The organism is Streptomyces sp. AM 4-1-1 (assembly GCF_029167625.1).
Taxonomy (GTDB): Bacteria; Actinomycetota; Actinomycetes; order Streptomycetales; family Streptomycetaceae; genus Streptomyces.
In genome coordinates this window covers 3765322-3791889 of sequence record NZ_CP119145.1, presented here as the reverse complement: position 1 = coordinate 3791889, position 26568 = coordinate 3765322, and the positions used below count along the sequence as shown (strand labels likewise).

The 26568-nt window shown below is 68.8% G+C and carries 25 protein-coding genes, 1 pseudogene and 2 CRISPR repeat arrays; of the genes and pseudogenes, 8 read left to right on the top strand and 18 right to left on the bottom strand.

Annotated features, from left to right (window positions below; translation table 11 throughout):
* Positions 1-371: 371 nt before the first annotated feature.
* The 7 genes from PZB75_RS16265 to PZB75_RS16235 form a co-directional block, all read right to left on the bottom strand.
* The gene (locus PZB75_RS16265; protein WP_275536021.1) at positions 372-1022 is read right to left on the bottom strand and encodes an alpha/beta hydrolase; all 651 of its coding nucleotides are present in this window, start codon (positions 1020-1022) and stop codon (positions 372-374) included.
* A complete protein-coding gene (locus PZB75_RS16260; protein WP_275536020.1) occupies positions 1019-1867 on the bottom strand; it encodes a DUF1295 domain-containing protein in 849 nt (282 codons plus the stop codon). Before PZB75_RS16260 ends, PZB75_RS16265 begins: the two co-directional genes overlap by 4 nt.
* Positions 1864-3327: a cyclopropane-fatty-acyl-phospholipid synthase family protein gene (locus tag PZB75_RS16255; protein ID WP_275536019.1), complete on the bottom strand. Its 1464-nt coding sequence runs from the start codon at positions 3325-3327 to the stop codon at positions 1864-1866. The genes PZB75_RS16260 and PZB75_RS16255 overlap by 4 nt, the downstream gene beginning before the upstream one ends.
* Positions 3324-4547 (bottom strand): cyclopropane-fatty-acyl-phospholipid synthase family protein, encoded by a 1224-nt coding sequence (locus tag PZB75_RS16250; protein WP_275538733.1) that lies wholly within the window; start codon positions 4545-4547, stop codon positions 3324-3326. Before PZB75_RS16250 ends, PZB75_RS16255 begins: the two co-directional genes overlap by 4 nt.
* Positions 4548-4867: 320 nt before the next feature.
* The gene (locus tag PZB75_RS16245; protein ID WP_275536018.1) at positions 4868-5599 is read right to left on the bottom strand and encodes a DUF1365 domain-containing protein; all 732 of its coding nucleotides are present in this window, start codon (positions 5597-5599) and stop codon (positions 4868-4870) included.
* A gap of 53 nt (positions 5600-5652) precedes the next feature.
* The gene (locus tag PZB75_RS16240; RefSeq protein ID WP_275536017.1) at positions 5653-6915 is read right to left on the bottom strand and encodes an FAD-dependent oxidoreductase; all 1263 of its coding nucleotides are present in this window, start codon (positions 6913-6915) and stop codon (positions 5653-5655) included.
* 271 nt (positions 6916-7186) lie between these two features.
* Positions 7187-7675, bottom strand: a complete 489-nt coding sequence (locus PZB75_RS16235; RefSeq protein ID WP_275536016.1) for a carbonic anhydrase — start codon at positions 7673-7675, stop codon at positions 7187-7189.
* Between the two features lie 715 nt (positions 7676-8390).
* On the opposite strand from PZB75_RS16235, the gene PZB75_RS16230 reads away from it, so the two are divergent.
* Positions 8391-8801, top strand: a complete 411-nt coding sequence (locus tag PZB75_RS16230) for a hypothetical protein (protein ID WP_343286241.1) — start codon at positions 8391-8393, stop codon at positions 8799-8801.
* Positions 8802-8846: 45 nt separating this feature from the next.
* Here the strand turns inward: PZB75_RS16230 and PZB75_RS16225 are convergent, their stop codons facing one another.
* The 5 genes and pseudogenes from PZB75_RS16225 to PZB75_RS16205 all read right to left on the bottom strand — a co-directional run bounded on the left by PZB75_RS16225 (position 8847) and on the right by PZB75_RS16205 (position 14648).
* Positions 8847-9545 carry a peptidoglycan recognition protein gene (locus PZB75_RS16225; protein ID WP_275536014.1) on the bottom strand — a complete coding sequence of 233 codons (699 nt, stop codon included), beginning with the start codon at positions 9543-9545 and terminating at the stop codon, positions 8847-8849.
* 262 nt (positions 9546-9807) lie between these two features.
* The gene (locus PZB75_RS16220; protein ID WP_275536013.1) at positions 9808-10311 is read right to left on the bottom strand and encodes a YfbM family protein; all 504 of its coding nucleotides are present in this window, start codon (positions 10309-10311) and stop codon (positions 9808-9810) included.
* Between the two features lie 39 nt (positions 10312-10350).
* Positions 10351-11706, bottom strand: a complete 1356-nt coding sequence (locus PZB75_RS16215) for a hypothetical protein (RefSeq protein ID WP_275536012.1) — start codon at positions 11704-11706, stop codon at positions 10351-10353.
* 523 nt (positions 11707-12229) lie between these two features.
* A pseudogene (locus PZB75_RS16210) lies at positions 12230-14086 on the bottom strand (transglycosylase domain-containing protein); the annotation flags it as partial.
* A gap of 379 nt (positions 14087-14465) precedes the next feature.
* Positions 14466-14648: a hypothetical protein gene (locus PZB75_RS16205; RefSeq protein ID WP_275536011.1), complete on the bottom strand. Its 183-nt coding sequence runs from the start codon at positions 14646-14648 to the stop codon at positions 14466-14468.
* Positions 14649-15346: 698 nt separating this feature from the next.
* Positions 15347-16473: direct repeats of the CRISPR family, unit length 29 nt; unit sequence GTGGTCCCCGCGCGTGCGGGGGTGGTCCC.
* Positions 16474-16685: 212 nt separating this feature from the next.
* Between PZB75_RS16205 and PZB75_RS16200 the strand changes: the two genes are divergently transcribed.
* Together PZB75_RS16200 and PZB75_RS16195 are read left to right on the top strand one after the other, a co-directional pair.
* Positions 16686-17054, top strand: coding sequence for a VOC family protein (locus PZB75_RS16200; RefSeq protein ID WP_275536010.1), 369 nt, complete (start codon positions 16686-16688; stop codon positions 17052-17054).
* 598 nt (positions 17055-17652) lie between these two features.
* The gene (locus PZB75_RS16195; RefSeq protein WP_275536009.1) at positions 17653-17805 is read left to right on the top strand and encodes a hypothetical protein; all 153 of its coding nucleotides are present in this window, start codon (positions 17653-17655) and stop codon (positions 17803-17805) included.
* 241 nt (positions 17806-18046) lie between these two features.
* Here the strand turns inward: PZB75_RS16195 and PZB75_RS16190 are convergent, their stop codons facing one another.
* Both PZB75_RS16190 and PZB75_RS16185 read right to left on the bottom strand, forming a co-directional pair.
* A complete protein-coding gene (locus tag PZB75_RS16190; RefSeq protein WP_275536008.1) occupies positions 18047-18649 on the bottom strand; it encodes a hypothetical protein in 603 nt (200 codons plus the stop codon).
* Between the two features lie 504 nt (positions 18650-19153).
* On the bottom strand, positions 19154-19498 hold the full coding sequence (locus PZB75_RS16185) for a hypothetical protein (RefSeq protein ID WP_275536007.1): 345 nt from the start codon (positions 19496-19498) through the stop codon (positions 19154-19156).
* A gap of 265 nt (positions 19499-19763) precedes the next feature.
* On the opposite strand from PZB75_RS16185, the gene PZB75_RS16180 reads away from it, so the two are divergent.
* Both PZB75_RS16180 and PZB75_RS16175 read left to right on the top strand, forming a co-directional pair.
* Positions 19764-19988: a DUF397 domain-containing protein gene (locus PZB75_RS16180; protein ID WP_275536006.1), complete on the top strand. Its 225-nt coding sequence runs from the start codon at positions 19764-19766 to the stop codon at positions 19986-19988.
* Between the two features lie 133 nt (positions 19989-20121).
* Complete coding sequence (locus tag PZB75_RS16175; protein ID WP_275536005.1) at positions 20122-20331, top strand: DUF397 domain-containing protein; 210 nt, start codon at positions 20122-20124, stop codon at positions 20329-20331.
* A gap of 745 nt (positions 20332-21076) precedes the next feature.
* A CRISPR array of direct repeats spans positions 21077-22020; the repeat unit is 28 nt; unit sequence GTGGTCCCCGCGCGTGCGGGGATGGTCC.
* Between the two features lie 116 nt (positions 22021-22136).
* Here the strand turns inward: PZB75_RS16175 and PZB75_RS16170 are convergent.
* The 4 genes from PZB75_RS16170 to PZB75_RS16155 all read right to left on the bottom strand — a co-directional run bounded on the left by PZB75_RS16170 (position 22137) and on the right by PZB75_RS16155 (position 24453).
* Positions 22137-22877, bottom strand: coding sequence for a hypothetical protein (locus tag PZB75_RS16170; RefSeq protein WP_275536004.1), 741 nt, complete (start codon positions 22875-22877; stop codon positions 22137-22139).
* Entirely contained in the window at positions 22867-23052 is a 186-nt protein-coding gene (locus tag PZB75_RS16165; RefSeq protein ID WP_275536003.1) for a hypothetical protein, read from the bottom strand. The genes PZB75_RS16170 and PZB75_RS16165 overlap by 11 nt, the downstream gene beginning before the upstream one ends.
* A 616-nt stretch (positions 23053-23668) precedes the next feature.
* Positions 23669-24121 carry an ATP-binding protein gene (locus PZB75_RS16160; RefSeq protein WP_343286240.1) on the bottom strand — a complete coding sequence of 151 codons (453 nt, stop codon included), beginning with the start codon at positions 24119-24121 and terminating at the stop codon, positions 23669-23671.
* On the bottom strand, positions 24121-24453 hold the full coding sequence (locus PZB75_RS16155) for a hypothetical protein (protein WP_275536001.1): 333 nt from the start codon (positions 24451-24453) through the stop codon (positions 24121-24123). Before PZB75_RS16155 ends, PZB75_RS16160 begins: the two co-directional genes overlap by 1 nt.
* 257 nt (positions 24454-24710) lie before the next feature.
* Between PZB75_RS16155 and PZB75_RS16150 the strand changes: the two genes are divergently transcribed.
* The 3 genes from PZB75_RS16150 to PZB75_RS16140 all read left to right on the top strand — a co-directional run bounded on the left by PZB75_RS16150 (position 24711) and on the right by PZB75_RS16140 (position 26504).
* Positions 24711-25574, top strand: coding sequence for a helix-turn-helix transcriptional regulator (locus PZB75_RS16150; RefSeq protein WP_275536000.1), 864 nt, complete (start codon positions 24711-24713; stop codon positions 25572-25574).
* A 15-nt stretch (positions 25575-25589) separates the two neighbouring features.
* Complete coding sequence (locus PZB75_RS16145; RefSeq protein ID WP_275535999.1) at positions 25590-25799, top strand: DUF397 domain-containing protein; 210 nt, start codon at positions 25590-25592, stop codon at positions 25797-25799.
* A gap of 477 nt (positions 25800-26276) precedes the next feature.
* Positions 26277-26504, top strand: a complete 228-nt coding sequence (locus PZB75_RS16140; RefSeq protein ID WP_275535998.1) for a hypothetical protein — start codon at positions 26277-26279, stop codon at positions 26502-26504.
* Positions 26505-26568 lie beyond the last annotated feature (64 nt).

The following is a 26568-nucleotide window of genomic DNA, read 5'->3' as shown; positions in this document are numbered from 1 at the left end:
GAGACGTCCGGACAAACCGCCTAGTTATCTGATCCTCGTTGCGCACGACTCGGAGTTCAGAAAGGGTGCGGAGATTACTGGGTCGAGAGTCACGAGCATCTACAAGGGTTCCTCGCCGAGGCTCAATGGGTGGCCGAATGGCTGGAACCAAGAGAAGAAGAAGCAATAAAGTCCGTCGCGTAATGTTTTCGGTGCTCGACGCTTCGAGATCGATGACCGACCTGTCCCGCAGTCCCCACATGCCGCCCTAATCAGCACCGCGAGCAGCGGTTAGTACGCTTCCTCCGGGAGCACCTGCCCGTTCACCCCTGGCGTCGGCGCCAACCTCCGGCACGGAACCCGCACCCACCTCCGCTCCCGCTTTCACGCACTCACGCCAGACGACTCGGCTCCGCCAGCAGTCCCAGGGTCAGGGCAGCGGTCAGGCGGTGCCAGGAGTTGCCGTCGCGGAGCATGGTGTGGCCGCCGCGTGGCATGGGAACGGCCTGGGTCAGGGCGCCCGCCTGCTCCGCCCGGTGGAGGAAGTCCCAGGACTCGTCTGCGCTGGTGACGCGGTCCCGGGGGTCGTGCAGGATGATCACGTGCTTGCCGCGCAGGTGCGCCACCGGCTCTCCGGGTGGGCACCAGGGGGCGAGGGCCACCACGCCCGTGACGTACGGGTGTTCCGCCGCGCGCAGGGCCGCCCGGCCGCCCATGGAGTGGCCCACCAGGACCGTCGGCACGGGAGGGGTGAGGGCGGTCAGGGCGTCGAGTGCGTCGTGGGCGTCGTGCAGGGGATCGGTGCGTTCGCCGTTCCAGCCCCGGTGGCGGTAGCGGACCGTCCCCAGCAGTACGTCTCCCGTCGGCGCGGCCCGCAGGATCGCTCTGCCGAAGGGCCACATCCGGACACCCGGCAGGTTGAGCGCCGAGGGTGGGGCCAGGGATTCCGATGTACCGCCGTGCAGGAGGAGCGCGGCGGTTCGCGGCATGGCCGGCGAGGTGCGCAGGCGCAGCGCTCGGTGAGCGGCGTCCGGGTGATTCATGGGGTGCTCCCTGGGCCTGGGGCTGAGGTATGGCGGGGCGGGCGGGGGAAGAAGCCGCTGGTGCGCTCTCTGTAGGCGCAATACCCAGGACGCCCCTCCATATGACTCTCCAGGAGCCGCTTCCCACTGCCCCGGGTCAGCAGCAGGGTCATCACCACGGGCGAGACCAGTGCCACGGCCGCCGACTGCCAAGTACCGCACGCCATGAGGAACAGACCCCACCAGACCAGGAAGTCGCCGAAGTAGTTGGGGTGGCGGGTCCAGCCCCACAGGCCGCGGTCCATGATGCGCCCCCGCTGCGCCGGGTCGGCCTTGAACCGGGCGAGCTGGAAGTCCCCCACCGTTTCGAAGACCAGGCCCGCCGCCCACACCGCCACGCCCGCCCAGAGGAGCGGTCCGGCGGGCGTGGACCCGTACCACGCCGACTGGACGTACTGACCCGCCTGGACGGGCAGCGAGACCAGCCACACGAGGGCCCCTTGCAGCAGATACACCGTGCGCAGGGCGTACCAGGTGGGGTTCCCCGGAGCCTTCGCGAGCATCCTTTCGTAGCGCGGATCTTCGCCGTGGCCCCTGCCGCGCCACGCGATGTGGGCGGCCAGCCGCACGCCCCAAACGGCGGTCGCGACGGTGATCAGCAACCGCCGGCTGTCGTCCCCGTGGCCCGAGGACAGGACGTACGTGACGGCCGCGACAGCGGTGAAGGCGAGGCCCCAGGCGATGTCGACGAGCCGGTGCGTGCCCTTCAGGGTGGCCACGACGAACACGACGAGCATGACGGCGATCGCGGCACCGGCCGCCGGTGCCAGGTTGGCGGCGAACGCGGACCACGGGAACCCCTTCATCGGTGCGTCGCCTGATCCGGGATGGACGGCGTCGCCGGGTCCGGTGCGGACGGTGAGGCAGGGCCCGGGACCGACGGCGCGGCCGGGCCCCGTGCGGACGGCGAGGCCGGGCCCGGGGCGGACGGTGCGGCCGGGCCCGGGGCGGACGGTGCGGCCGGGTGCCGGCCGGTGGGCTCGTCCCCGTACCAGTCCCGTGGGGTGGCGGGCAGGCCCGCGTCGCCCGCCCGTGGTGTACGTACCGCGAGGATCTGGTCGACGCCCATCCGCCGCTGGGCGAAGGCCAGTTCGCTGCCGACCAGATACAGCCGCCAGACCCGGGCGGTCGGTTCGCCTACCAGGGCGACGACGTCGTCCCAGCGGGCTTCGAGCCGTTGGTGCCAGGCAGCGATGGTGCGGGCGTAGTGCTCGCGGAGCGATTCGACGGAGCGGACTTCGAGACCGGCGGTCTCCAACTGGTCGACGGTACGGCCCACGGGGCGCATGTGCATGTCCGGAGCGATGTACGTCTCGATGAACGGCCCGCCCCCGGGTGCGTCGGCCCCGCGTGACATCTGCTGTACGAGGAGCCGTCCGCGGGGGCGCAGCAGCCGGTACAGCCGGGTGGCGAAGGCCGGGTATTCGGCGTCCCCGACATGTTCGCCCATCTCGATCGCGCTCACGGCGTCGTACCCACTTCCCTCGATGTCCCGGTAGTGGCGCAGTTCGACGTCCACCAGGCCGGCCGGTCCTTCGCGCCTGATCCGCTCGGCCACGAAGTCCCGCTGCGCGCGGGAGAGGGTCACCGCGGTGACCCGCGCCTTGTACTCGCGGGCGGCGTGCAGGCTCAGCGTGCCCCAGCCGCAGCCGACGTCGAGCAGCCGCGCGCCCTCGGTCAGCCCGAGCTTGCGGCAGACGAGGTCGGCCTTGTCCCGCTGTGCGTCGGTGAGTTGGTAGTCCGGGGCGTCGGGCCGGGCCCAGTACCCGCAGGAGTACGCCATCGACTCGTCGAGGAGGAGGGCGTAGAAGTCGTTGGACAGGTCATAGTGGTGGCTGATCGCGGCCCGGTCACGCGCGGCACTGTGCGGTGCGCCCGACAATTCGGCGCGGGCGGCTCGCGGCGCGGGCGGCCGGGGACCGAGGGCGCCGAGCCGCAGCGCGATGGTGGCGGCCTCGGCCAGACCTGCCGGGCGGAGCCGGGGCCGGCCGTCCGTGCCCCGGTCGCGCACCTGTCCCCAGAACGCGCCCAGAGCGGCGGCAAGGTCGCCCTCCACATCGAGTTCGCCCGTGATGTACGCCTCGGCAAGGCCGAGTTCACCAGGTTTCCACAGCAGCCGGCGCAGCGCACGGCGGGACCGTACGACGACGACCGGTGCGTCGGCCGGGCCGGTCTCGCTGCCGTCCCAGGCCCGCAGCCGTACGGGCAGCGGGCCCTGGAGGTGGCGTGTGATCAGGGTGGACAGCCGTGCGGCGACGGGGGTCACAGGGCCTTCTCCTGTCCTGTCGTGGTGTCGTCGGCGGTCAGCAGCAGCTGTCGTACGTCGAGGTAGCGGGACCGGAAGCCGGCCTCGGAGTACGCCAGGTAGAACTCCCACATGCGGCGGAACGTGTGGTCGAAGCCCAGCGCACCCACGTCGTCGGCGCGGTCGAGGAAGCGTTCGCGCCACAGCCGGAGGGTTTCCGCGTAGTGCTCGCCGTAGCCGTCGTCCGCCACGATCCGCAGTCCGGCGCGTGCCGACTCTCGTGCGAGGGCCTCCCGGGACGGGATGAGGCCGCCGGGGAACACGTACTTGCTGATCCAGGTGTGGGATTCCGCGGTGGCCAGCATCCGTTCGTGCGGCATGGTGATCGCCTGCAGCGCGATCCGGCCGCCCGGGGCGAGACTTCGGCGGAGGGTGTCGAAGTACACGGGCCAGTAGTCGGCCCCGACCGCCTCGATCATCTCCACGCTCACCACGGCGTCGTAACTCCCGCTCACCTGGCGGTAGTCGGACAGATCGATCCTCACCCGGTCGGCGACCCCCGCCTGCCGTACCCGCTCCAGAGCGAGGGAGCGCTGCTCGGCGGACAGGGTCACGGACAGTACGTGGGCTCCTCGCGCGGCGGCTCGTACCGCCAACTCGCCCCAGCCGGTGCCGATTTCGAGTACCCGGCTGCCGGGTCCGATGTCCGCCAGATCCAGCAGCCGGTCCACCTTGCGGCGCTGGGCGGCGGCGAACGTCCTCGGGGTCGCCGGGAAGGCGGAGAAGAGCGCGGAGGAGTACGACATGGTCCCGTCGAGGAACAATGCGAACAGGTCGTTCGACAGGTCGTAGTGGCGGCGGATGTTGTCCCGGGCTCCCGACACGGTGTTGCGCTGCTCGTCGGGTCGGCGGCGTACCCACAGCCCGCGCAGCCGCCGCAGCGGCTCCGGAACCAGTTCGTCCACATGGGCGGCGAGCACGGTGAGGACGCCGACCAGGTCGTCCGCCTCCCACTCGCCCGCCATGTACGACTCACCGAACCCGATCAGGCCACCGACGCCGATCCGCCGGTGGAACGCCTCGGGCTCACGGATTCGCAGCAGGGGGCCGTACCCCGTCGCGTGCTCCTCCCCCACCCGCAGCCGCAGGGGCAGCCGGGCGAAGGCTCGACGCAGCAGGATTTCGGTGATCCTGGTACGGGCCCGGGAGCCACGCGGCGGCCGGGCGACGTCGGGCCACAGCTCGGCGTCGGGCCGTCGATCAGCGGCGGGTCGCGGATCAGCGCCCGGTCCCGGATCAGCGCCCGGTCGCAGATCAACGTCCGAACACCGCCCGGCGATGGGCTGTGCGGGGACGGGGCGGGCAGGGCCGCGTTCACGGTCGGCGTGGTCCCGCCCGGCGCTGTCGTACGCGGAGCGGTCGCGGTCGTACGCGGAGCGGTCATGGTCGTACGCGGAGCGGTCATGGTCGGCGCGGTCGCACTCGGAGCGGTCGCGGTCGGCGCGGTCGTGCTCGTGGTCGCGGTTGCGGTCGCGATCGGCGCGCGGTGGTATCGAGACAGTCACTTCATGCCTTCTTGCGTCGGGTGCGGTGGACGGGGCCGCACGGGAAGGCCGCGCAGCAGCAGACGTACGCCGTGATGGCGGATACCGACGGACACCGCCGCCGTCGGCCAGGGGTGGCGCAGAGTGGCGGCGAGCAACTGCCGCACGGTGGCGGGGCGGTGCGTCCCCCGCACGGTCGCGGTGAACGGGCGCTCCTCGCCCCGCCGCAGCTGCACGGTCAGATCCAGCCGCTCGCCCGGGACGGGCAGCCGCATCCGGTAGGTGCCGTCCACGGGAAAGAACGGCGAGACGTAGAAGTCCTTGTCGACCTCCGCTCCGCCCACCGCGTCCGTCCGCAGCAGATAGCAGTGGCGCTGCCCGTACGTGTTGTGCACCTCGGCCACCACGCAGACGAGGGACCCGCTCCTGTCGTGACACCAGTACAGGGACAGCGGGTTGAAGACATGGCCGAACACCCGGGCGTGTGCCAGCATCAGTACCCGTCCGCCGTCCAGCGTCACATCGCGCTCCGCCAGCCAGGCGTCGAGTCCCGCGCGGATCGATCGCGCGGTGCCACCGAAGTGGTCGCCCGGTACGAACCGGGCCAGCGGGCGCAATGCACTTGGCAGTACGGGTAGTTGATCGAGGTCCACCAGCCACATGTAGGTGCGGTGCCGGAAACTGTGACGCAGCGGCTCGGTACGCGTGTGGGCGACCACGCAGTCGTAGAGGGCGGGGGCCACCGTCATGGGCCCTCCGTCGCCTCTCGTACGGATGAGGGCCGGGCCGCTGCCTGCGGGTGTCACCACCGGACGCCCAGTGCGGCCGCCGCCTCGACCCCGGACCGGCAGCCGTCCTCGTGGAAACCCCACCCGTGGTAGGCCCCGGCGAACGTCGTGAGCGCGGTGTTCAACCGGGGTAGGTCCTGTTGCGCGGCGACCGACAGGGGCGTGTAGACGGGGTGTTCGTACACCATGCGTGCCAGCACCCGGTCCGGGGCGACCCGTTCGCCGGCGTTGAGAGTGACGACGTGGGTGTCCGCCGTGTCCAGGCGTTGCAACCGGTTCATGTCGTAACTCACGTACACGGCTTCCGCCGTCGCCCCGCAGGACGGCAGGAGGTAGTTCCAGGACGCCCGCGCCCCCGCCGCCCGTGGCAGCAGCGAGGTGTCGGTGTGCAGGACCGTGGGGTTACGGGAGTAGCGGAACGCGCCGAGCACGCGCCGTTCCTCGTCGGTGGGGTCGGCCAGCATCCGCAGCGCCTGGTCGGGGTGGACCGCCAGGACGACGGCCGCGTACTCCCTCGTACCACCGTCGGCGCACACGACCGATGCCCGGTCGGCGAGACGACGCACCTGCCGCACGGGGGTTCCGGTGTGTACGGAGGTGAGCTGCTTGGCGATCCGGTCGACGTACTCGCGGGAGCCGCCGGTGACGGTCCTCCACCGCGGGGACCCGCTGATCGACAGCAGACCGTGGTGCTCCAGGAAGCGGAACAGATAGCGGGCCGGATACCGCAGGGCCGTCCCCGGTGCGCAGGACCAGACGGCGGAGACGAGTGGGGTGACGAAGTGGCTCACGAAGTAGGCCGAGTAGCCCCCGTTCTTCAGGAACTGCCCCAGCGTACGGCCGGTTTCGCCGCCCGGTGACGCGAGGAGCCTGCGGGCGGCCCGGTGGAACAGCGGCACCTCCGCGAGCATCCGCAGATACGCGCCGCGCAGCGACCGGCGTCCGGTGAAGAGACCGGACAGGCCGCGGGCGCCCGCGTACTCCAACCCACAGCCCTCGCACCGCACCGACATGCTCATCTCGGAGTCCTGGGTGGACACCCCGAGTTCGGCGAAGAGCCTCAGCAGCATCGGGTAGGTGCGCTCGTTGTGCACGATGAAGCCGCTGTCCACGCGCACCACGCGCCCGTCGGTCGTGGGCAGTTCGTGGGTGTGCGCGTGACCGCCGAGCCGGTCGTCGGCCTCGTACAGCGTGACGTCGTGTTCCCGGCGCAGCACATGGGCAGCGGTCAGGCCCGCCACGCCCCCGCCGATGACCGCGATGCTCCGCAGCGGCATGGCCTCGCCTCCACCCCTCACGTGCCGGCGCTCGACGTGCCGGCTGGCATGCGCCCGTCGGATCGGGCGCGATGTTCATGGGTGATTCGGAGCCGGGGGCGGGTGGGATTGGTCTGTTCGGTGAGGTGTGTGGCGCGGGGCCGGGAGGCCGGGGGAAACCGGGGAAGCGAGGCGCCCCGCCTCGGAAGCACGTGGAGCACCGGGGCGGGGCCATGGGGAGGAGGAAGTCCGACGCGTCGCGGGGAGATGGTTCGCGCGGCGGGCGGCCGGGTCAGGTCGTCTCGTTCAGCCTTCCGGTGGCCACGTCGAAGACGAAGCCTCGGACCCGGTCCTTGTGCGGGATGAACGGGTCCGCCTCGATGCGGGCGATCGACTGGCGGACATCGGCGTCGAGGTCGGGGAACGCCTCGGGGGCCCAGGGCGGCCGGACGCCGGTCTCCCGCTGCACTTCGTCCTTGAAGCCGTCGTCGGTGAAGGTGAGCATGCCGCAGTCGGTGTGGTGGATGAGGATGATCTCGCGCGTACCCAGCAGGCGTTGGCTGATCGCCAGCGAGCGGATCTCGTCCGGGGTGATCACCCCGCCCGCGTTGCGGATGACATGTGCCTCGCCGGCGTTCAGGCCGAGAATCCCGTACACGTCGAGCCGGGCGTCCATGCAGGCCACCACGGCGACCTGCTTGGAAGGGGGCAGCGGCAGGGGGCCGGAGAAGGTGGCGGCGTAGGCGGCGTTGTTGGCGAGCAGTTCGTCGGTCACGGACATGGGTGTGTCCCTCTGTCTGTCGATCAGGTCCGGTACGCGGGCCGCGGGAACGCGGTCCACGGAACTTCGGAGGCCGTGACCGATGGGGCGGACCGACCGGCTGCCCGGACGGCCTCCAACCGGCCACGGCCTAGGAACAGAACCCGTCGAAGACCTGGACGCGACGCGAGGGCCAGAAACCCTCCAGCGCCGTCGTGGGATTCACCATGACTGAAGTGAACCCTGTGCCCTCCACGTCCACAAGCCAACAGGTGTTCGGGCGGATGCGGACCCGTACGGCATCCACGGACACGAATAGCCGACCCGGTTCCACTCGACGACGGGTCCACTCCACCCCCTGGAACGGCGGGAGTCACCGAACGCGCGGCAATCGCGGGGCGACGGCCGCCGGGTGGCCCGACTCTTCTCGTACGACGCCTGTAAGGCACCTCGTAGTCGCACACGTCACCTTCTACGATGTCGCCGCCACGCTCCAGGACTGACCGACGCCGAGGGGTCAGCGGCCCGGAGCACTGATCGGGTCGCGGACCGGAACGGCCAGGGGGCGCCATTGACGTGATGGCCGGGACATGTCAGCTTGCTGCGTGCCCGGTGAGCGCCGGGCACGCACGCCCACGAAGCGGAGGGGCAACACATGACGTCAGGGAAGACACGGAGATCCCGCTTACTGGCCGCGGTGGCTCTCACGGCCGCCACTGCCACGCTGACCATCGGCGTGACAGCCCATGCACAGGCCCGGCCACAGGTCCATGAGGCCACGACCGGTGGCGCCCACTCGATCGCGTACGGCACCACGAGCGCCCCGACCCCGGAGGAGCAAGCACACCTCCGCGAGGTCGCGGGCGCCATCTGGACGCCCGAACTGGCCGCGGGCTGGGAGATGAACAGCGACGTGGCGGACCTGCTGTCGCAGGCGACGGGCGAGATCCTGAAGTGCTCGGAGGCCTTCGCCCTCGTCCCCCGGCCGCCCGGCTTCCTCCCGGGCTGGGGATATCTGGTCAACTACTCCAAGCAGATCCGTGAGTACTTCCTGGCGGTCAAGGACAACCGCACCTACCGCACCTGCGTGGTCGCCACCGCGTTGAACTACCGGTCCGCCGTCGAGATGGCATCCATGGGCATCTGAGGCATCTGCGGGTCGGGCTTCTCGTCCGGGGGCCGGCAGTCTCTCTCAGTGTCGCCGCAGCCGCGCGACCATCTGCCGGACCTCGGGCAGCCTGTCGTACAGCGCGTCCCCCGGGCACACGGTCTGGTAGCTGTCCCGGTGGCCGGAGATGACGTGCAGCTCGACCGCGCGGCCCTTGTCGTACTTGCTCTCGTCGCTCGACGACACCAGGCGCACCTTGCCGCCCGGGTCCGCGCCCGGCCGCAGCTTCCACGCGGCGACCTTCGCGATCCCTTCCAGCAGCGGCCGGGGCACCTTGGTCCCGGGCCCGAAGGTGCCCAGCGCCGCGATGCCCACGCTGTCCGCGTTGAAGCCCTTCGTGTGCGCACCCCGCACGGAACGCTCCACGCCGCCCGCCCGGCCTTCGTAGATGGTGCCGCACCGGTCGACGACGAAGTTGTAGCCGATGTCGTCCCACCCCTGGCTCTTGACGTGCTCCACCTCCATCGCGCGCAGCATGTCGGGGACGTCGGCGCAGTCGTACCCGTTGGGATGCCCGGTGTGGTGGATGAAGACGGCGTTCACCGCGCCCGTGTACACGGCCCGCTCCCGGACCAGGCTCTCGTCCGCCCGCCAGGCGTGCCGGCTGACGATCCGCGGTTCGGGCGCCGCGGGCGGCCGTTCGGGACTGGAGCCGACCGCCTCGGGCAGCGCGAACCGCACCGGGGCGTCCCGGAGCACCAGAAACGCCAGCGCCAGCGCCACGGCTCCCAGGGCGAGTCGCTGGGTCCTGGCTCGACGGGTCCCGGCGTCGTGGCGCCCGGCTTGCTGGGGCCGGGCGGCTGGGCGGGGCCTGGCTCGATGGGGCCTGAGTCGGTGGGGCCGCATAGGGCCACCCTGCGCCCTAATCGCCCGGACTTCGCAGGTGAGAGGGTCAATCGGGTGACGGCCGGAACCACGGCAGCGGCCCCCGGGGACGGCTCGGGACTGCTCGGGAACCGCTCGGGAACCGCTCCCCGGACTGTTCCTAGGACAGCCAGACCAGTATCGCGTCGCCCGCCTCGGCCGCCGACCGGAAGAACGGCACCAGCGCCTCGTAATGGCCGGTGGCGTACTCCAGCGAGTCGTCACGCTCCCATATCCCGACCGGATACACCTCCGCGGCCGTCAGGTCCGCCGGCCCGACCCCCTCGACGAGCCGGTCGGCCCCGGTCTCCGCCATGGCCTCGGCTGCCGTGCGGACGCGGTCGGGGCTGAGGTAGCGCGGCGGCCCGTACCCCCAGTCCTCGCCCCACGGCACCTGCTCCTCGCCGTGCACGATGTCGACGAGGAATCCGGCGCGGCGCGTCAGAAAGCCGATCGCGTCCCACGCCTTGTCGGTGCCGTGACAGCGCGCCTCGGCGGACCCCGGCCGTCGGCGCGCGTCCGCGTCCATCAGCTTCTCCACGAGGGCCGTCGCCCACTCGTGGTCGCCGATGACGCGTTCCAGCTCGTCGGGCGTCAGCCGTACGTACTCCCCGTTCATGCTCATGCCCCGATGCTAGGAGGGGGGTCTGACAACGCGGGACCGTCACCGCACCATCGCCCGCCAGTCGGGGACCTGCGCCGGGTCCAGGTTCCGCAGCCGCGCGAGCGTGGCCGGGTCCTGCGCGTCGAGCCAGTCGGCCAGCTCACGGAACGACACGCACCGCACCCCCTCGCGCGGACACACGTCCCGCATCACGTCCTCGACGGCGTCCATGTAGATACCGCCGTTCCAGTCCTCGAAGTGGTTGCCGATGAACAGGGGCGCCCGACTGCCGTTGTAGACCCGCTCGAACCCGTCGAGATACGCCTGCTTGGCCTCCTGGTGCCACTTGTCCCGCTTGGCCGGGTCACCGTCGGTGCTGCCGCCCGTCTGGTTGAAGAGGAAGTTGAAGTCCATGGAGAGCGCCTGGAACTTCCCTCCCGGATACGGCAGCAGTTGGAGCGGGAAGTCCCACACCCCGTCCCTCTTCGCCGGCCAGATCTGGAAGTCCCCGGCCGAACTCGCGTCGTAACGCCAGCCGAACGGCTTGACCGCCGGTATCAGCGTCTTCTGTCCCTCCAGACAGGGCGCCCGCCCACCGACGAACTCACGGTCCGGGTCGAAGGGCAGCGGATCGATGTCGGTGAAGCCGGTGTTCGTCTTCCAGTTCTTCACGAACCCGTACGCCTGCTCGGTCTCGCTCTTCCACTCGGCGGTGCTCCAGTCACCACCGCCCTTGGCCCCGCAGAAGTGACCGTTGAAGTGCGAACCGATCTCGTTGCCCTCGTTCCACGCCTCGCCCAGCTGCTTCAGGGTCATCCGGATGTGCTCGCGGGTCGGGTACGAGATGGCTGCCGCGCCGACGCCGTGCTGCGGAGGCTTGTAGAGCCGCTTCTTCGACTCCGGCAGCAGATAGATACCGGTCAGGAAGAGCGTCATGTGCGCTTCGCTCTCCTTGGCCACCTCGCGGAAGCGGGAGAACAGCTTGTCGTCGCCCTCCAGCGCGCCGTCCCAGGAGAACACGACGAACTGGGGCGGTTTCTCCCCCGGCTTGAGGCGTTCCGGCTTCAACTGGTCCTTCGGAGGCCCGCTGTACGAGGTCGATCCGTCGCCGAGTACCTGCACCTCCCCGTCCCAGTCATCGGCGTCGCCGTACTTCCCAACTCCCCTGCCCGCGCCGGAATCACCGGTACTTCCCACACCCGTGCGCCTACCGTCCGTACGCCCCGCCTCCGAGCCCTTCAGCAGCCCGTTCCCTCCACTCCCCGTCCCGCCGCCGCCACCACGAGCCGTGATCTCTCCGGCGACCCGGTCCGTCTGTGAGGGCCCGCCGATGTCGCTGCTGACGAGCGGTACGACGGCCGCGACGAGCGCGGCTCCGAGGGCGGCCCGGCTCCGCGGCCCGAGCCGGACGAACACACCGCGCGCGGAGCCGAACGCGCCGCGCGCGGAGAGTGCGGTGCGCGCCCGGAAGGAGACGGGAACACCGGAATCCGTACCACCGGGGGCCCGGCTCCCACCGGACTTGCGGCTCCCACCGGACTTGCGGTGCTCACCTGTCCTACGTTGCTCACCAGCCCCACGTTGTTCACCTGCCTTACGTTGCTCACCATCCCCACGACGCTCACCGCCCCCACGGAGATCACCGGTCCCACGGTCTGTGCGGGCCTTACGGATCAGACGGGTCTTACGAGTCACGCGAGGCAGACGAGGCATGCGAGGCAGACGGATCATGCGGGGGTCGCTTCCTGTGAGAGAGGACAGGCAGGGTGATCGGGTCGGCCGGGATGCCACGTCTCGTATCCGTGCATGGCACCCGCCGTCACGGCTTCTGTCGAGTCACGGACTTCAGGTAGTCGGTCCAGATCCCGGCCGGAAGGGTGATGTCCGCGTGGTCGTCCCCGCCCAGGCCGGTCAGCGGCAGGGGCTTCAGGTCCTTCAGATCCATGCGGTAGACGACGACGGCCGTCGCTTCCTGGGGGGTGTAGCCGGTGAACCATCCGGCGGTGTGATCCTGCGTGGTACCGCTCTTCCCCACCACCGCACCACCTTTCGCCCCCGCAACCCCGGCCCCTCCCACCTCTCCCGCACCGCCCTCCGCTCCGGCCGCCCCCGTACCGCCCTTCGCTCCGGCCGCCCCGGCTGCTCCCGGGACTCCCCCCACTCCCTCCAACTCCTTCAGCCCGGACACCTCCTTCAACACCTCACCGGAAGGGGACTCCTCGTCCCGAAGGGCGCCCCGGAGGACATCGGTGACCTGGCCGCTGACCCGCGTACTGAAGACACGGTCGCTCTCCGGGCGGTCGAGCGACACGGGATCGCCGTTGCGGGTCGCGCGTGCCACCGAGTACGGCTCCGTGTGCACACCGCCCGCCGCGAACGTCCCGTACGCACTCGCCATCCGGATGGCGCTCGGGGTGGAGTTGCCGAGCGAGAACGCCGGTACGCGCGGCCCCAGGCTGTCCGGAAGGAGGCCGGCGTCCTGGGCGGCGCGCCCCACCCGCTCGTAACCGACGTCCGAACCGAGCTGCATCAGCGGCGTGTTGACGGAATGGACCATCGCTTCACGCAGACTGATCCGCCCCCAGGACCGCCCGCCGTCGTTCCGCCCCTTGACCACCTTGCCGTTGCGGTCCCAGTACGGCCCCTCGGGGGTGAGAACGGGAAGGTTGTCGTTCCCCTCGTACCAGGTCCCGGGCGATATCGGGGTACGCGGCTCCCCACGCTTCAGCTGGACCCCGTCGCGCAGACCGGCCGCGTACACGAAGGGCGTGAACGCGGTGCCCGCGGGGACCGTGACCGCGTTGGACTCGTTGAACCCCTGAGCGGCCACGTCGGGCCCCCCGTACACGGCGAGTATCCGACCGTCGGGCGCGACGGAGGCCGCACCGGTACGCGCGTACCGGTCAGCCCGGCGCCGCGCCGGATCGAACTCGTCCCGCACCTTGCGCACCGACTCCGCGAGCGCGGTGGTACGCGACTTGTCGAAGGTGGTGTGGATCTCGTACCCGCCGAGGTCGAAGTCGGCGTCGGACACATGGCCCGCCTTCTGGAAGTACGTCTTCGCCAACTCGGCGAGATAGCCCGGCTGTCCGCCCGCCGTGGAGGGCCGGGGCGGCGCCTTCGGCTCGGGGAACACGGTGTACGTGGCACGCTCCGACGAGGACAGCGCACCGGTCTCCACCATCCGGTCGAGTATCCAGCTCCACCGTTCAACGGCCCGGTCGTGGGATGCCGTACTGATCGCCGGGTCGTACAGCGACGCGCCCTTGAGCAGTGAGGCGAGGAACGCCGCCTCACTGACGTTCAGTTCACCGACCTCCTTGCCGTAGTAGGCCTGGGAGGCACGCTGAATGCCGTACGTACCCCGGCCGAACCAGCTGGTGTTGAGATACCCCTCAAGGATCTCGTCCTTGCCGAGCCGGTTGTCGACCTTGACCGCGAGAAGAAGCTCGTTGAACTTCCGCTTCAGGTTCTGGTCCTGGTCGAGATAGACGTTCTTGACGTACTGCTGGGTGATGGTGGAGCCGCCCTGGGTGTCCCCGCCACCGACCATCCGCCAGACCGCGCGGGTCATTCCCGTGGCGGAGACCCCGGGATCGGAGTAGAAGCTCGCGTTCTCGGCGGCGAGCACCGCGTTCCGCACACGCGGAGGCACCTTGGACAGCGGCATCTCCTGCCGGCTGACCCATCCGCTGCGCGCCAACTCCGTGCCGTCGGACCAGTAGTAGACGTTGTCCTGCTGGGTGGCGAAGGAGTTGAGATGCTCGGGTATGTCCGTCTCGGCATAGGCGTACATCACGAACCCGGTGAGACCGGCCAAGCCGAACAGGAAGAGCGAGAGCACCTGCCGCCAGGACGGCACCCACCGCCGGAGGCCGGAGTGACGCGAGCGCGGGTAGTCGAACCGTATTCGGGAGGTCCGGGGTGCGCGGGAGGGCCCGGGGGCGCGGGAGGTCCGGGATGCGCCGGAGGTCCCGGGTGCGCCGGAGGTCCCGGGTGCGCCGGAGTGGCGGGCCGCGCGCGAGTGACGGGGGATGTGCCGCACCACACGCCGTACGAACGTCACGCGAGGCCCGGCGGCGAAGTCATCCCCTGCCCGCCTCTCTCCCTCACCCGCCACTCGCCGCTCCCCGCTCACGCGGCACCGCCCGCCCCCGAACCACCCGGTCTCCCCGCTACTGCGGCTCCACCCGCTGCTCCGCCCGCTGCCCCGGCTCCGGCTCCGGCTCCGGCTCCGGCTCCGGCTCCGGCTCCGGCTCCGGCTCCGGCTCCGGCTCCGAGGGGATGCTCTTCTCCGCCGCTACTGGGCTCCCCGCCCCGACCGCTCTGCGGGGCACGAAGGGTATGTCGGAGTGCATGGTGCATACCTGCGGGATTCCTAACGGGTAGGCCGGCTGAGCAGCCGAACGAGGGGGGATCACCGGGGGCGGAAGGCTGACGGCAAATGACGAGATGGGGTCGCATATGGCGGGAAGGCGGATCAGGGGCTGGCGATCCTAATCCGCGCACCTGTGAATGGGCCGCCAACGCCGCTTATATGGCCTTGACTTCAGCAAATACATGCTCAACTCACCTGCAATTCCCTGGGTCCGCGCTTCATCCTCCGCGCCTGCACACATGGAGAGGGTCGACCCACTCACCAGGTTGCAGGGCGCGGCGGACGACTTGAGGCCCGGAGGGACGGTCGGGGCGTAGGGGCGGAGAGGCCGGGCGCGCGCGAGGGCCGAGTGCCGGGGCGGCGGGAGTGCGCCTCCTGCTACGAGGACCATTCCCCTGACCCAGGACCCGGTGGACCGGGGCGCTTGCCTGCCACCGAGCGACCTGGGCTTCCCACGGGTCAGAGGGGCGATGAAGACAGACTTCATCTATCCTGCGCTCGCGAGCACAAGGGTCGGTGAACCAAGCAACAACTCCGGTGACGAGTGCGTGTCTTCGGGCGAAACGGGTGGCGGTTGAAGTGGCTCTATCGAAAATGCGAAGGATTGCCGGTATGTCGGAATCTCAGGAAGTAAGTAAAAACAGGTACCCGCCCGCATAAAACCGCAGGTCAGCTGCGGTGGTCCCCGCGCGTGCGGGGGTGGTCCCGTCCTGGTCGATCCAGACGTGCCCTTCGCCGTGTGGTCCCCGCGCGTGCGGGGGTGGTCCCTATGGCACCCCTCCCATAATTTGTCTATGGCAGTGGTCCCCGCGCGTGCGGGGGTGGTCCCGAGCAGCAGCGCAACCAGTCCACCACCGAGCAGTGGTCCCCGCGCGTGCGGGGGTGGTCCCAGTTTCTGTCCGTTGGCTGTGGTGGTGTCCAGGTGGTCCCCGCGCGTGCGGGGGTGGTCCCGAAAGGGGCCAGGCGCACCGCCCGCCGTGCCGGTGGTCCCCGCGCGTGCGGGGGTGGTCCCTTGTAGTCGTCCTCCGGGCCTTCGGGGTGGGTGTGGTCCCCGCGCGTGCGGGGGTGGTCCCCACCCGCGCTTCATGCCCGCGATCGGGCGGCAGTGGTCCCCGCGCGTGCGGGGGTGGTCCCTCGTGGCCATGGGGGCAGTGGGTCCTCAAGGCGTGGTCCCCGCGCGTGCGGGGATGGTCCCATCTCATAGGGCTCCGTCTCCGCCATCGTGGGGTGGTCCCCGCGCGTGCGGGGATGGTCCCATCTCATAGGGCTCCGTCTCCGCCATCGTGGGGTGGTCCCCGCGCGTGCGGGGATGGTCCCCACCTGGCCGACGCCGACACACTGACGATCGGGTGGTCCCCGCGCGTGCGGGGATGGTCCCCGGCCTGGAAGATGGTCTCCTGCACGTACTCCGTGGTCCCCGCGCGTGCGGGGATGGTCCCATCACGGAGACCACCACGGTCAACCGGCTCGTGTGGTCCCCGCGCGTGCGGGGATGGTCCCCACTTCGTGGTAGACCCCGCGAAATACGACTTGTGGTCCCCGCGCGTGCGGGGATGGTCCCTTGATGTGGGACATGCAGGACGCGTCCAACCCGTGGTCCCCGCGCGTGCGGGGATGGTCCCTCGGGGGCCTTCTCCGGCTCGACCATGCCGACGTGGTCCCCGCGCATGCGGGGATGGTCCCGCCGCTTCGTCACCACGCGCGGCCAGGGCGGCGTGGTCCCCGCGCACGCGGGGATGGTCCCCTGCAACCTTCTGATCCGTAGTTGTATGAGCGGTGGTCCCCGCGCATGCGGGGATGGTCCCGAGCGGCTGAGGGCGGGCTCGTGTGCGTCGCAGTGGACTTCCGCCATCTTGAATCGGCTGCTCAGCGGGGTGGCGTGACGTCGTTTGTTGATGCCCGGTAGGTCGCCAGTGGCAGTCTTACGCGTAGAACGTTTGACAGGGTGGTTCCATCGATAGGTTCACCGTCCTCGAACGGTCTACCCGGCGACACGACCGTTCTCGATAGGAGTCCCATGTCCACCATCCAGCCAGTGATCTTGACTGCCGACCAGAGCGTCCTGCTGAGCTTCTATACGCAGTTGTTCGGCGCCGAGGAGATCTTCCGGATACCGGAGGAAGGGCCGGCCTTCTACCTCGGCTTGCGCATCGGCGACACCGACCTCGGGCTGGTGTCCAAGACGGACCTGGGTACCGAGGCGGCACCGCGGATCGTGCTCAGCATCGGTGTCGACGACGTCGACGAGACGCTCGGCCGGGTAACGGCGCTGGGTGGCTCGGTCCACGGCGGCCCTACCGATATGCCGTGGGGACAGCGCGTCGCCCACATCCAGGACCCCGACGGCAACCCGGTGAACCTCACCCAGCCGATCCCGACCCCGTGACCTCGAAGTCAACCGCTGACAGACGATCCACTCCTCCGACAGCCGCCCACGACCGGCGTGAGCACCCCGAGAACGGGACACGTCAGCACTTCGACCTGCGCTTTTGAGCGGCGGAGGCTCAGTGGTCCCCGCGCACGCGGGGGTGCTATCGAGCGCATCATCAACCCGCTCGCGAACTCCCGGTGTGCGCGCCCGTTACGACGGGCGGCACACGTCCTTCACTGCATCGTGACCACAGCGTCGCACCACCTATGGCCGCGCCCATGACCCGTCGGACAGGACCGTGAGGGAAGCGTAGGTGGCTCCCCGATCAGGCGACAGCGAGAAGGACAGGCGTTCAGGAACGGGATCTACCATCCCCGTCATGGGAAACAGGGGATGGAGAACGCTGATAGGCGTGGTGAGCGCCAGCGCACTGTGCTGGGGCATAGCCGGTGCAGTGCACTTGCGGTTCGTCTATCACAGCAATGGGGGACGTCGCGGTGGGTGGAATCTTCCCGACGGGGGCGGGTGGTATGAGTTCGCACTGACCAGTGGATTCATCGTGACGATGTACTCCGTCCCTGGTCTGCTCCGCCGCAGAGAATGGTGGCCAGCCTTGAGCCTGAGTCTCGGAGCCGTCGTAGGAACGGTGTCGGTACTGACGTTGGGGCAGGGGCAGCGGTACTGGCTCGCGGCCTTGGTCATGACACTCATGGGAATCGCCGCACCTCTGGTGAACAGGCTGTGGGGCTGCCACCACCCCATCTGAAGGCTCGTCGCAGCGTTGTGCGTTGCGCCAGGGCAGCGCTCATTTCCGTCCTGCCGGGTCGCACCCCTCTCCGGTGTTCCACCGGTGCACCCCGCGAGCCGGCGAACGCGGTGTCCACCTCCTCCTGAGGCTCTGCCCCCGAGGTCGGCCGCACTCCGGCCCCGGCGCCCAGCCCGTGATGCACCTGGCGCACAAACCCCGTACGCATCCATACGCCGGGCCCCCTCGCCGGGGAGTCGGCTCAGATGGCCACCCAGAACGCTTCCATCCAGCGGTTCTCGCCGATGCTTCCGATCCACTGGTCGTACGACCATTGATCCGTGCCCTTCCACCCCACGTTCTGCACGTGGGCGGCGGCCTTCAAGGTCTCGTTGGTGCTCCGCAGGCGGATCGCCTGGAGCGGCTGGCCGTGGACGTTGCTGAGCTGGATCGAGGTGCCCGGGGGCACGTTGTACTCCCCGCTGGTGCCGTCCTCCGCCCAGTGCACCTGCACGTTGAAGTTCAGGGCGCCGACCGTGCCGACATAGAAGTAGACCTCGTCGATCGGTTTGTTCTGCCCCACCGTCCCGGTGTAACCCGCAGCGCCGTCGGTGCACAGCACGGCGGACCATCCCCCGTTCCGCACATGCGCCTGGAAGCACAGGGCCCGGCCCTGGGTGAGTGATCCGGTCCGCTTCGCGCCCGCCGCGTCCACCTTCCGAGCCATTTCCGGGGTCAGCTTGCCGACCCGGACCACATCGTTCGTGGCGGGCGCGGATGTGTCGCCCGCCTGCGCCGCCGGAGCCATTCCACAGAGCGCGAGAACGGCGAGCAGCGGAACGGCGACCTTTGCACGTATTCGCATTATTACTACTCCACATGGTTGTCGAACTGGTGATAATTCCAACTCAATTAGAGCGTGTACTGCGCAGCACACTGCGGCTACAGCAAAACCAGACAGATTCCGACCTCGGGGCCGATTGCCCAACGAATGAGGATGGCACTGATTCCGTTTCGACCGTCTCGCAAATGACCCTTTATGAGAGGGGTTGGCGTTCCGGGATCGTGTGACACACAGCCGTGGTTCAGCCCGTACGAGAAGAAGCGCCCGCAAAGGAAGGCGAGTACGAGGAACGGCGTCGGACCGAGTCGTCGGGCCAGAGGCGGGCCGGGATGGCACCAGACCGTGACAACACCCCCTGGCGCAGATGAACGTTGACCGCCGCCCGAGTCGGTCGGCAGGACCCCGAGGGCACGTCTTCCGTGGTGCATGGCGCCTCCGCTGCCGCACAGGCGGGACAGCGAAGGCACCCGGCGGCTTCCGGGCGGGTGAGATCGGTGGTTGCAGGGAGGCCGGGGCGGAGAGGGGTTACTGGGAAGCCAGGGGCGTGCAGTCGGTGCCGTAGTAGTAACCCTGGCTGATCGAAGTCAGACCTTGACAGGTAGTGCGCATGTTCGTTCCCGCGACGTAGAGATGCATGGTGCCGCTGGGGATGGGGTTCCAGTTCCAGTACGTGTTCACGCTGAGGGTGTACGGGCCACCCGTGTCGGTGAACGGGTCGCAGTTCTGGAAGGAGAAGACGACGAGATCGGCGCAGTGGATGGTGGTGGCTGCCTGCGCTTGACCGGTGCCTGCGAGAAGGCCGCCCATCATCAGGACTCCGGTGGCCAGGATGCTCGCGCCGGTTCGGATTCTCGCTCGTATGCGTGGCATTCTTCCCTCTTCGGCTCGGGGGCTTCAGGGTAGGAGCCGAAGACCGGTGGCACATCCCCGGGGAATGCGCCAAACGGCGCGAAGTCGCCTGCGGAAGCCTGCCGTTGGCGGCCTGAGCAAGTACGATTTGCCCGGACGGACATCCGGCTGGCAGGCATCCAAAGGTATTTGACCAGCCACGCTCGGCTGCCACGTCGCCGGAGGAAAGCGCGGATCGCGTCCGGCAACTCCTCACCGACGGCGCGCCGTTCAGGGAAGAGGAATCGTGACCCCCGAGATCATTACCGACTTTCGTAAGTCCTCCTACTCCGACCAGCAAGGTGACTGCCTGGAAGTGGCGGAAACCATCGGTGCCGGACGCATCGTGTGCGACAGCAAGCGGCCGGGAGGCTCCACCCTCCCATTCTCTGCTGACGCTTGGACGATCTTCATCGGCGATGTATGCGGTGGGTCACCCACAGGCGCCCCGAGGCCCGTCACACGTCGTTGACACGCCTCGCCGCTGCGCTCCCTCGAATCACCACACTCCGCATACAGGAAAAGCCGACCGGTTCGGGACCTTTCTTCGCGTACCTACCGACCAAGTCCACAGAGACAAGAGACGGAAAGAGAGAGTGTTCACGATGCAGCACACATCCATCGATCTCGGATGGCGGGCAAGCAGCTACAGCAGTGGGAACGGGCAGTGCCTTGAGGTGCAGAACGGCACCCCGGACATCGTTCCCGTACGGGACAGCAAGGACATCCACGGCCCCGTACTCGCCTTGCACGCCTATGCCTGGTCAGCCTTCCTGGACGGAGTCAAGGGAGACGCCTTTTCCGCCGCCGGCTGACGACTGGAATCCCATCCACAGCCCCGGCACGAAATTCCCGGCCGGGGCTCTCCGCGTTCTCGTCACTACCGTGCGGACTGTGTTGGGCACTCCTCACGCCCGCAGGGACCGTACGGGACCGAGAGGCAGGGGAACAAGCCGCTGCTCCGGCTCCGGCTCCGGCTCCGGCTCCGGCTCCGGCTCCGAGGGGATGCTCATCTCCGCCGCTACTGGGCTCCCCACCCCGACCGCCCTGCGGGGCACGAAGGGTATGTCGGAGCGCATGGTGCATACCTGCGGGATTCCTAACGGGTAGGCCGGCTGGGCAGCCGGGTCGATCCACTCACCAGGTTGCAGGGCGCGCCGGGCGACTTCAGGCCCGGAGGGACGGTCGGGGCGTGGGGGCGAAGGGGCCGGGCGTGCGAGGGTCGGGCGCCGGGGCGGCAGGACGGCGAGAGTGCGTCCCCTGCTACGAGGACCATTTCCCTGGCTCAGGACCCGATGGACCGGTGCGCCTGGATGCTGCCAAGCTGCCTGGGCTTCCTACGGGTCAGAGGGGCGATGGAGACAGACTTCATCTATCCTGCGCTCGCGAGCAAGAGCCGGTGAACCAAGCAACAACTCCAGTGGCGAGTGCACTCTTTGGGCGACACGGGTGGCGGTTGAAGTGGTTCTATCGAAAATGCGAAGGATTGCCGGTATGTCGGAATCTCGGGAAGTAAGTAAAAACAGGTACCCACCCGCATAAAGCCGCAGGTCAGCTGCTGTGGTCCTCGCGCGTGCGGGGATGGTCCCCACGTGCGTCCCTCGTCAATAGCGGAGTGCCAGTGGTCCCCGCGCGTGCGGGGATGGTCCCTGCCGACCACTCGTCGACACGCTGACCGCCGCGTGGTCCCCGCGCGTGCGGGGATGGTCCCGCCGCGAAGAACCGGGGTCTCTGGCGCACCGAGTGGTCCCCGCGCGTGCGGGGATGGTCCCCCCGGTCAAGACGATGGTGGGCCGCGCCGCGTGTGGTCCCCGCGCGTGCGGGGATGGTCCCCGGGGCGCCCCGGCGACGTCGGAGTCTGTGATGTGGTCCCCGCGCGTGCGGGGATGGTCCGGTCGTGTCGTTGTCTTCCAGTGCGGTGAAGCTGTGGTCCCCGCGCGTGCGGGGATGGTCCCACCTCGCGGTTGATCGTGCCGCCCCACACCGCGTGGTCCCCGCGCGTGCGGGGATGGTCCCGCCCCGGCGCCGCTGGTGTCGCGGAGGAACTGGTGGTCCCCGCGTGTGCGGGGATGGTCCCCCGGGGCTGACCATGCCACTCAACGAGCACACGTGGTCCCCGCGCGTGCGGGGATGGTCCCGATGGCCTCGGGCATGCGGCGGGCGACGCCGTGTGGTCCCCGCGCGTGCGGGGATGGTCCCTACGGCGGCCGCGGCCCGTACACCTACACCGAGTGGTCCCCGCGCGTGCGGGGATGGTCCGGCCGCCTACCCGTTCATCGTGGTCGGTGAGGCGTGATCCCCGCGCGTGCGGGGATGGTCCCCGGTAGCGGACTTTCCCGCGCGCTACCACCTTGTGGTCCCCGCGAGTGCGGGGATGGTCCCTCCACGTTCGTTGTCATGCCGGGCAGGGTCCGGTGGTCCCCGCGCGTGCGGGGATGGTCCCCTGCCCGCACTGTGGTCGCCGGCGCACCGCGAGTGGTCCCCACGCGTGCGGGGTGACCCCAGGTAATTCAGACGCTCGGCGAAGCTGGCTCCCTGCTCCCCGCACGTGCGGGGAGGGTGGCTCCGCACCAGCTCGGCCCCCACCCGAATGGGTGGGGACCGGCTCGCGGCCACAGGACTACGGCCAGAACAGCTTGACCCCGTCCAGGGCCTGACGAGCAGCCGGAACCGGCGGCTCCACCACCGTGTATCCCAACCCTCGCAGCACCTCGGCCGCCGACTCCGGGGCATCCCTCACCGCAGTCTTCAACTGCATCAGCCGCCAGTTCCGCAAGTGCTCGTCCAGCACGCCCTTCCAGCCCTCTGCCGTGTCAATCGCGAACTCCCGTTGCAGGAACAACAACAGGTCCTCCAACGCCGGCCGCATCCGGTGACCGCCAACCGGCAGATGCATCTCCGCCAGCCGCGGCAACCTGTCCCGCCGCAACCCCTGCTTGGGACGGCCCCGGTCTGCCAGACGCAGTAGATACGCCATCTCGTCCCGGTGCGCGTGCACCTGGAGGTGCGCACCCGGCGGCTCCTTGCTGCTCCGCACGTACTCGTAGCGCAGCAGCGGATCAGGAACGCCTTGGTAGAACAGGTGCAGATCAGCCTGGTCCGTCGCCATGAACGTGCTGGAGCCGTCCCAGCAGCAGAAGTACCGGACGCCCAGGCTCAACCGCTCCTCGCCGTCGATCCGGACCGGGATGCGCTGAACGACCTCGTTGTCGGATATCGGCGAGACCCTGATCCTGGAGCCCATGTTCAGGGCATGAAAACGCGGGGTGTCCTCACCCAGGACACCCCGCGTCAACGATGTCAGTTGGTCAGCGAAGCTCTCCGCCAACGCATCAAGGGTTCTCGCCTCTTCAGCTCTCACCCTGAAGAAGGTAGTCCAGCCCCTCGATGGTGTGCCAAACGTCCAGCTCGCGAAGACTCAGGCTGTAGGTCGCAGCCCGCTCCGCCAACTCGTCGTAACTCATATGAACATCGGCCAGCAGACGCTCGCGTTGCGCTTCAAGCTCGCTGCGCGTCCTATGGATCACAGTCGGCATAACTCGCTCCCCGGTATCGATGCCCATAGTGAAGCAGGGGCTACTGACAATCATCCTGCCGACCCCGGATCGTCACCCGCAAGGGTCCATACCTTGGACTACCCGTTACCTCTTGAAGAATCCCACGAGTCGCCACCGGGCTCCGACCGTCAGGCGAGCGGCGCGCGGAGCTGCCTGCGGTCATCCAATTCGTGAGCAGCCATCCCACCCTCACTCCCCTTGCCGTACCGGGGGGGCGGGCTGGGTGGCGACGAGTGCAAGGAGGCAAGGAGGTGACGAGCGGAACGTAGAGGCGCGATGGCGGAAAGGCCCGCCCAAGGTGAACAGCGGTGCCCCGGCTCCCCCGTGCCGGAACTGGTGGCCGCTCCTCGCGAGAACGGCCACCAGTTCCGGCACGGTGTCAGGGATGTTCGGTACAGCTACCTATATCCCTCAGCGAAGCACCTCTATGCGTTCGTACGCCGGCACCCGCAACGAAGGGCCTTCAGCGAGCACGAAGATCACTACCGTTCCGCCGGACGCAACACGGTTCAGCCGAGAAGCCAGAACCCGCCGCCAGTGCCCCTCGATCCGCACGTGGTCCCCGGGCCGCACGATCACCGCGCACATCCGCAGCTCACCGGCCACAACCGCCGACCGGAACAGCCGTGGCGGCCGGGTCGTCGCGCCCGTCCGTTGCCAGCTCCGCCCAGACAACCTTGCCCGGCCCCGACCGATCGCCGTAACCCCACTTGTCCGCCAGCGCCTCCACCAGAGCGAGACCTCGCCCGTCGCACGCCTCCGGACCTGCCTCGCGTTCCTCCGGAAGTACGGGCGACGCGTCGTGCACCTCGATCCGCACCCCACAGCCCACGGGAATGAACCGGGTCTCGATCTGCCTCCCCGGCGACACACGCGCATGCCGCCCCGCGTTGGTCAGCAGCTCGGACAGTACGAGCAGCGCCGCGTCCTCCAACGCGGACAGGTCCCAACACCCCAGCGCGTCCCGCAACTCCTTACGCGCGAGCCCGACGCAACGCGCATGACGGCTCCACCGCAGCACTACCGCACCACACGTCTCCCGCCCCATCAGCGCACCACCACACCGTGCACAAGACTTGGCCGCGCCGCGAGACCATGCAGCTCCAGCCACGCGGTCCGCTGCCGCTCCCGACGCAGACGCGCCACAGCGCGTTCCCAACGTCCGTACTCCGCGTGTGAGTAGGAACGCGTTGCATTCGGCCTCGGCGCGCGTACCGGGGCCTCCAGTACCCGGCCATTCAGTTCACCACTCAGAGCCCAGCGTTCCCGCCTTACAGCGTCGGTCACCAGCTCGGAGGTCTCCTGCCAGCCGCCAAGGATGGATCGTGCGGCTAAGCGGTACGAGCCCGGGCCGATGAAGCCGACCGTAGAATCCAGCATGTTGACGCTCCTCTGAAGCGTTGACCAAACCCCGGACCGCTGCATCGGTCCGGGGTTCTTGCTGAGACAGAACAAACTGCCGCGATCACCCGAACATCGACAGGTGTCGACGCTGAGTAACCACACGCACAGCATGCTCTCGCAGAGAAGGAGAACGCAAGGGTTGCATAGGCCGACCATGCGAACGAGTGAGGTTGAAGGACAATGCCTCACCGAGCACACTCGCGAGTACCACCGAGGGAGCGAAGGGACGCACAGTGTCGGACAGGCGTCAGAACCCACCGACCGTCAGGCTCAGACGTCTGGCGGCTGAGTTGCGGCGACTCCGGTCTGCAGCGGCTCTCACCCGTGAAGAGGTCTCAGAGGCAACCGGCATCAACGGGGTGACCCTTTACCGCATCGAAAAGGCAAGGGCCCGGCCGCAGAAGCGCACGCTGGTGACGCTCCTGCAGCTCTACGGGGTGAGTGAAACGCAGCGGCTCGATCTCCTGGCCGTCCAGAGTGGGTCCAACGACCAAGGCTGGCTGCGCCCCTACCACTCGGAACTCCCTGAGGAGTACACGGCGTACATCGGCTTCGAGACAGAGGCCCGCACAGTTCGCAACTACGAATCACTCTTCGTGCCCGGGTTGATCCAGACAGAGGGCTACGCCAGGGCAGTCATCAAGGGGGTTCTGCCTACCGCCAGTCACAAGGAGATAGAGCAGCGTGTGCAGGCTCGTATGGAACGTCAGGGTTTGCTCGTCAAGGAACCACCTTTGCAGCTCTGGGCCATCATCGATGAGGCAGCGATTCGACGACTGGTCGGTGGACCTACGTTGATGCGTGAGCAAGCCCGCCATATGCTCCAAGTGACCGAAGCACCCAACGTCACGCTCCAAGTGATCCCCTTCGAGAAGGGGGCCCACGCAGGCATGACAGGCAGCTTCGTCCACATGGACTTCCCGGACCCTGCAGATCCCGAGCTCGTCTATGTGGACACCCCAGCGGGTGACCTCTTCCTGGAAGCCGATGCGGAGATCCGACGGTACAAGTCGATGTTCGAGCGTCTCCAAGCCGTCGCGCTGGGGCCGGATGACAGTGCGGACCTACTGGCCGTGGCCACAGAAGCAAGAGACTGAAAGAAGGAGTTCGCGATGCAGCACAAATCCGTCGAGCCTGGATGGCGCGCAAGCAGCTACAGCAGCGGGAACGGACAGTGCCTCGAAGTGAGGGACGGTGTAACCGGCGCCATGCCCGTGCGGGACAGCAAGGACGCCCAAGGTCCTGTCCTCACCTTCAACTCAAGCGCATGGCTCAGCTTCCTGGGGACAGTCAAGGGAGACGCCTTTCCCCTCGCCGGCTGACACGTAGCCCCTACGCGTGCGTGCGTGGCCATGTCCACTCACGCGCGCCCAGGAGACGTCCGTGTTAGATGATCCCCGCACATGCGGGGGTGGTCCCTGGGGCAACCAGCGGAGCTGGATTGCGGACCATTGCTCCCTGCCTATGCGGGGCTTCGCCGGCGCTTAGGAAGCGTCGCCACAGAAAACAACCAACTGGGGTAACCAACGTACTTGGATAGAAGCGGCATCTCCAAGCTGACCTACTGATGTAACCAGAGTCGATCCTGTACTCTCAACTCAGCACGCCAGGCCGCTCGTTCGTGGTTTCCTGGACCAGCACACCTAGCCCATCAAGCGTGGGCTAGGTGGCGGTCTTTTGGCATGCCAGTACAAATCGGGCCCCACTGCCCTACGTCTCACCATCACGAGAGACACAAAAGGGACAGCAGGGCCCGATCCAACTCCCGCCCACCGTCTTAGAAGGTAAGGAGTTCATGAGTGAGTGTAGTGAACAGCAGTGCGGATGAGCAGAACCCCCGAGAGACAGTGCACGGGGACCTAACGCCTCTCTTCGCCGTCATCGCCGCCGGACCGGTCGCCGCAGCGGCGCCCAGCCCGTGGACCTGGGGCGCGGCGGTCGTCGTGGTCGTGATCGTGCTCATCGCTCCACGCGCACGGCCTCGCGGGCGCTGGCATCTGTCGCTGACCCGCCAGCCCTCCTGTTAGCACTTCGGGCGCGAAGCCCTTCCCCGAGACGGCAGCCGACTCATCGGCTTCCGGCCCGCGGAGG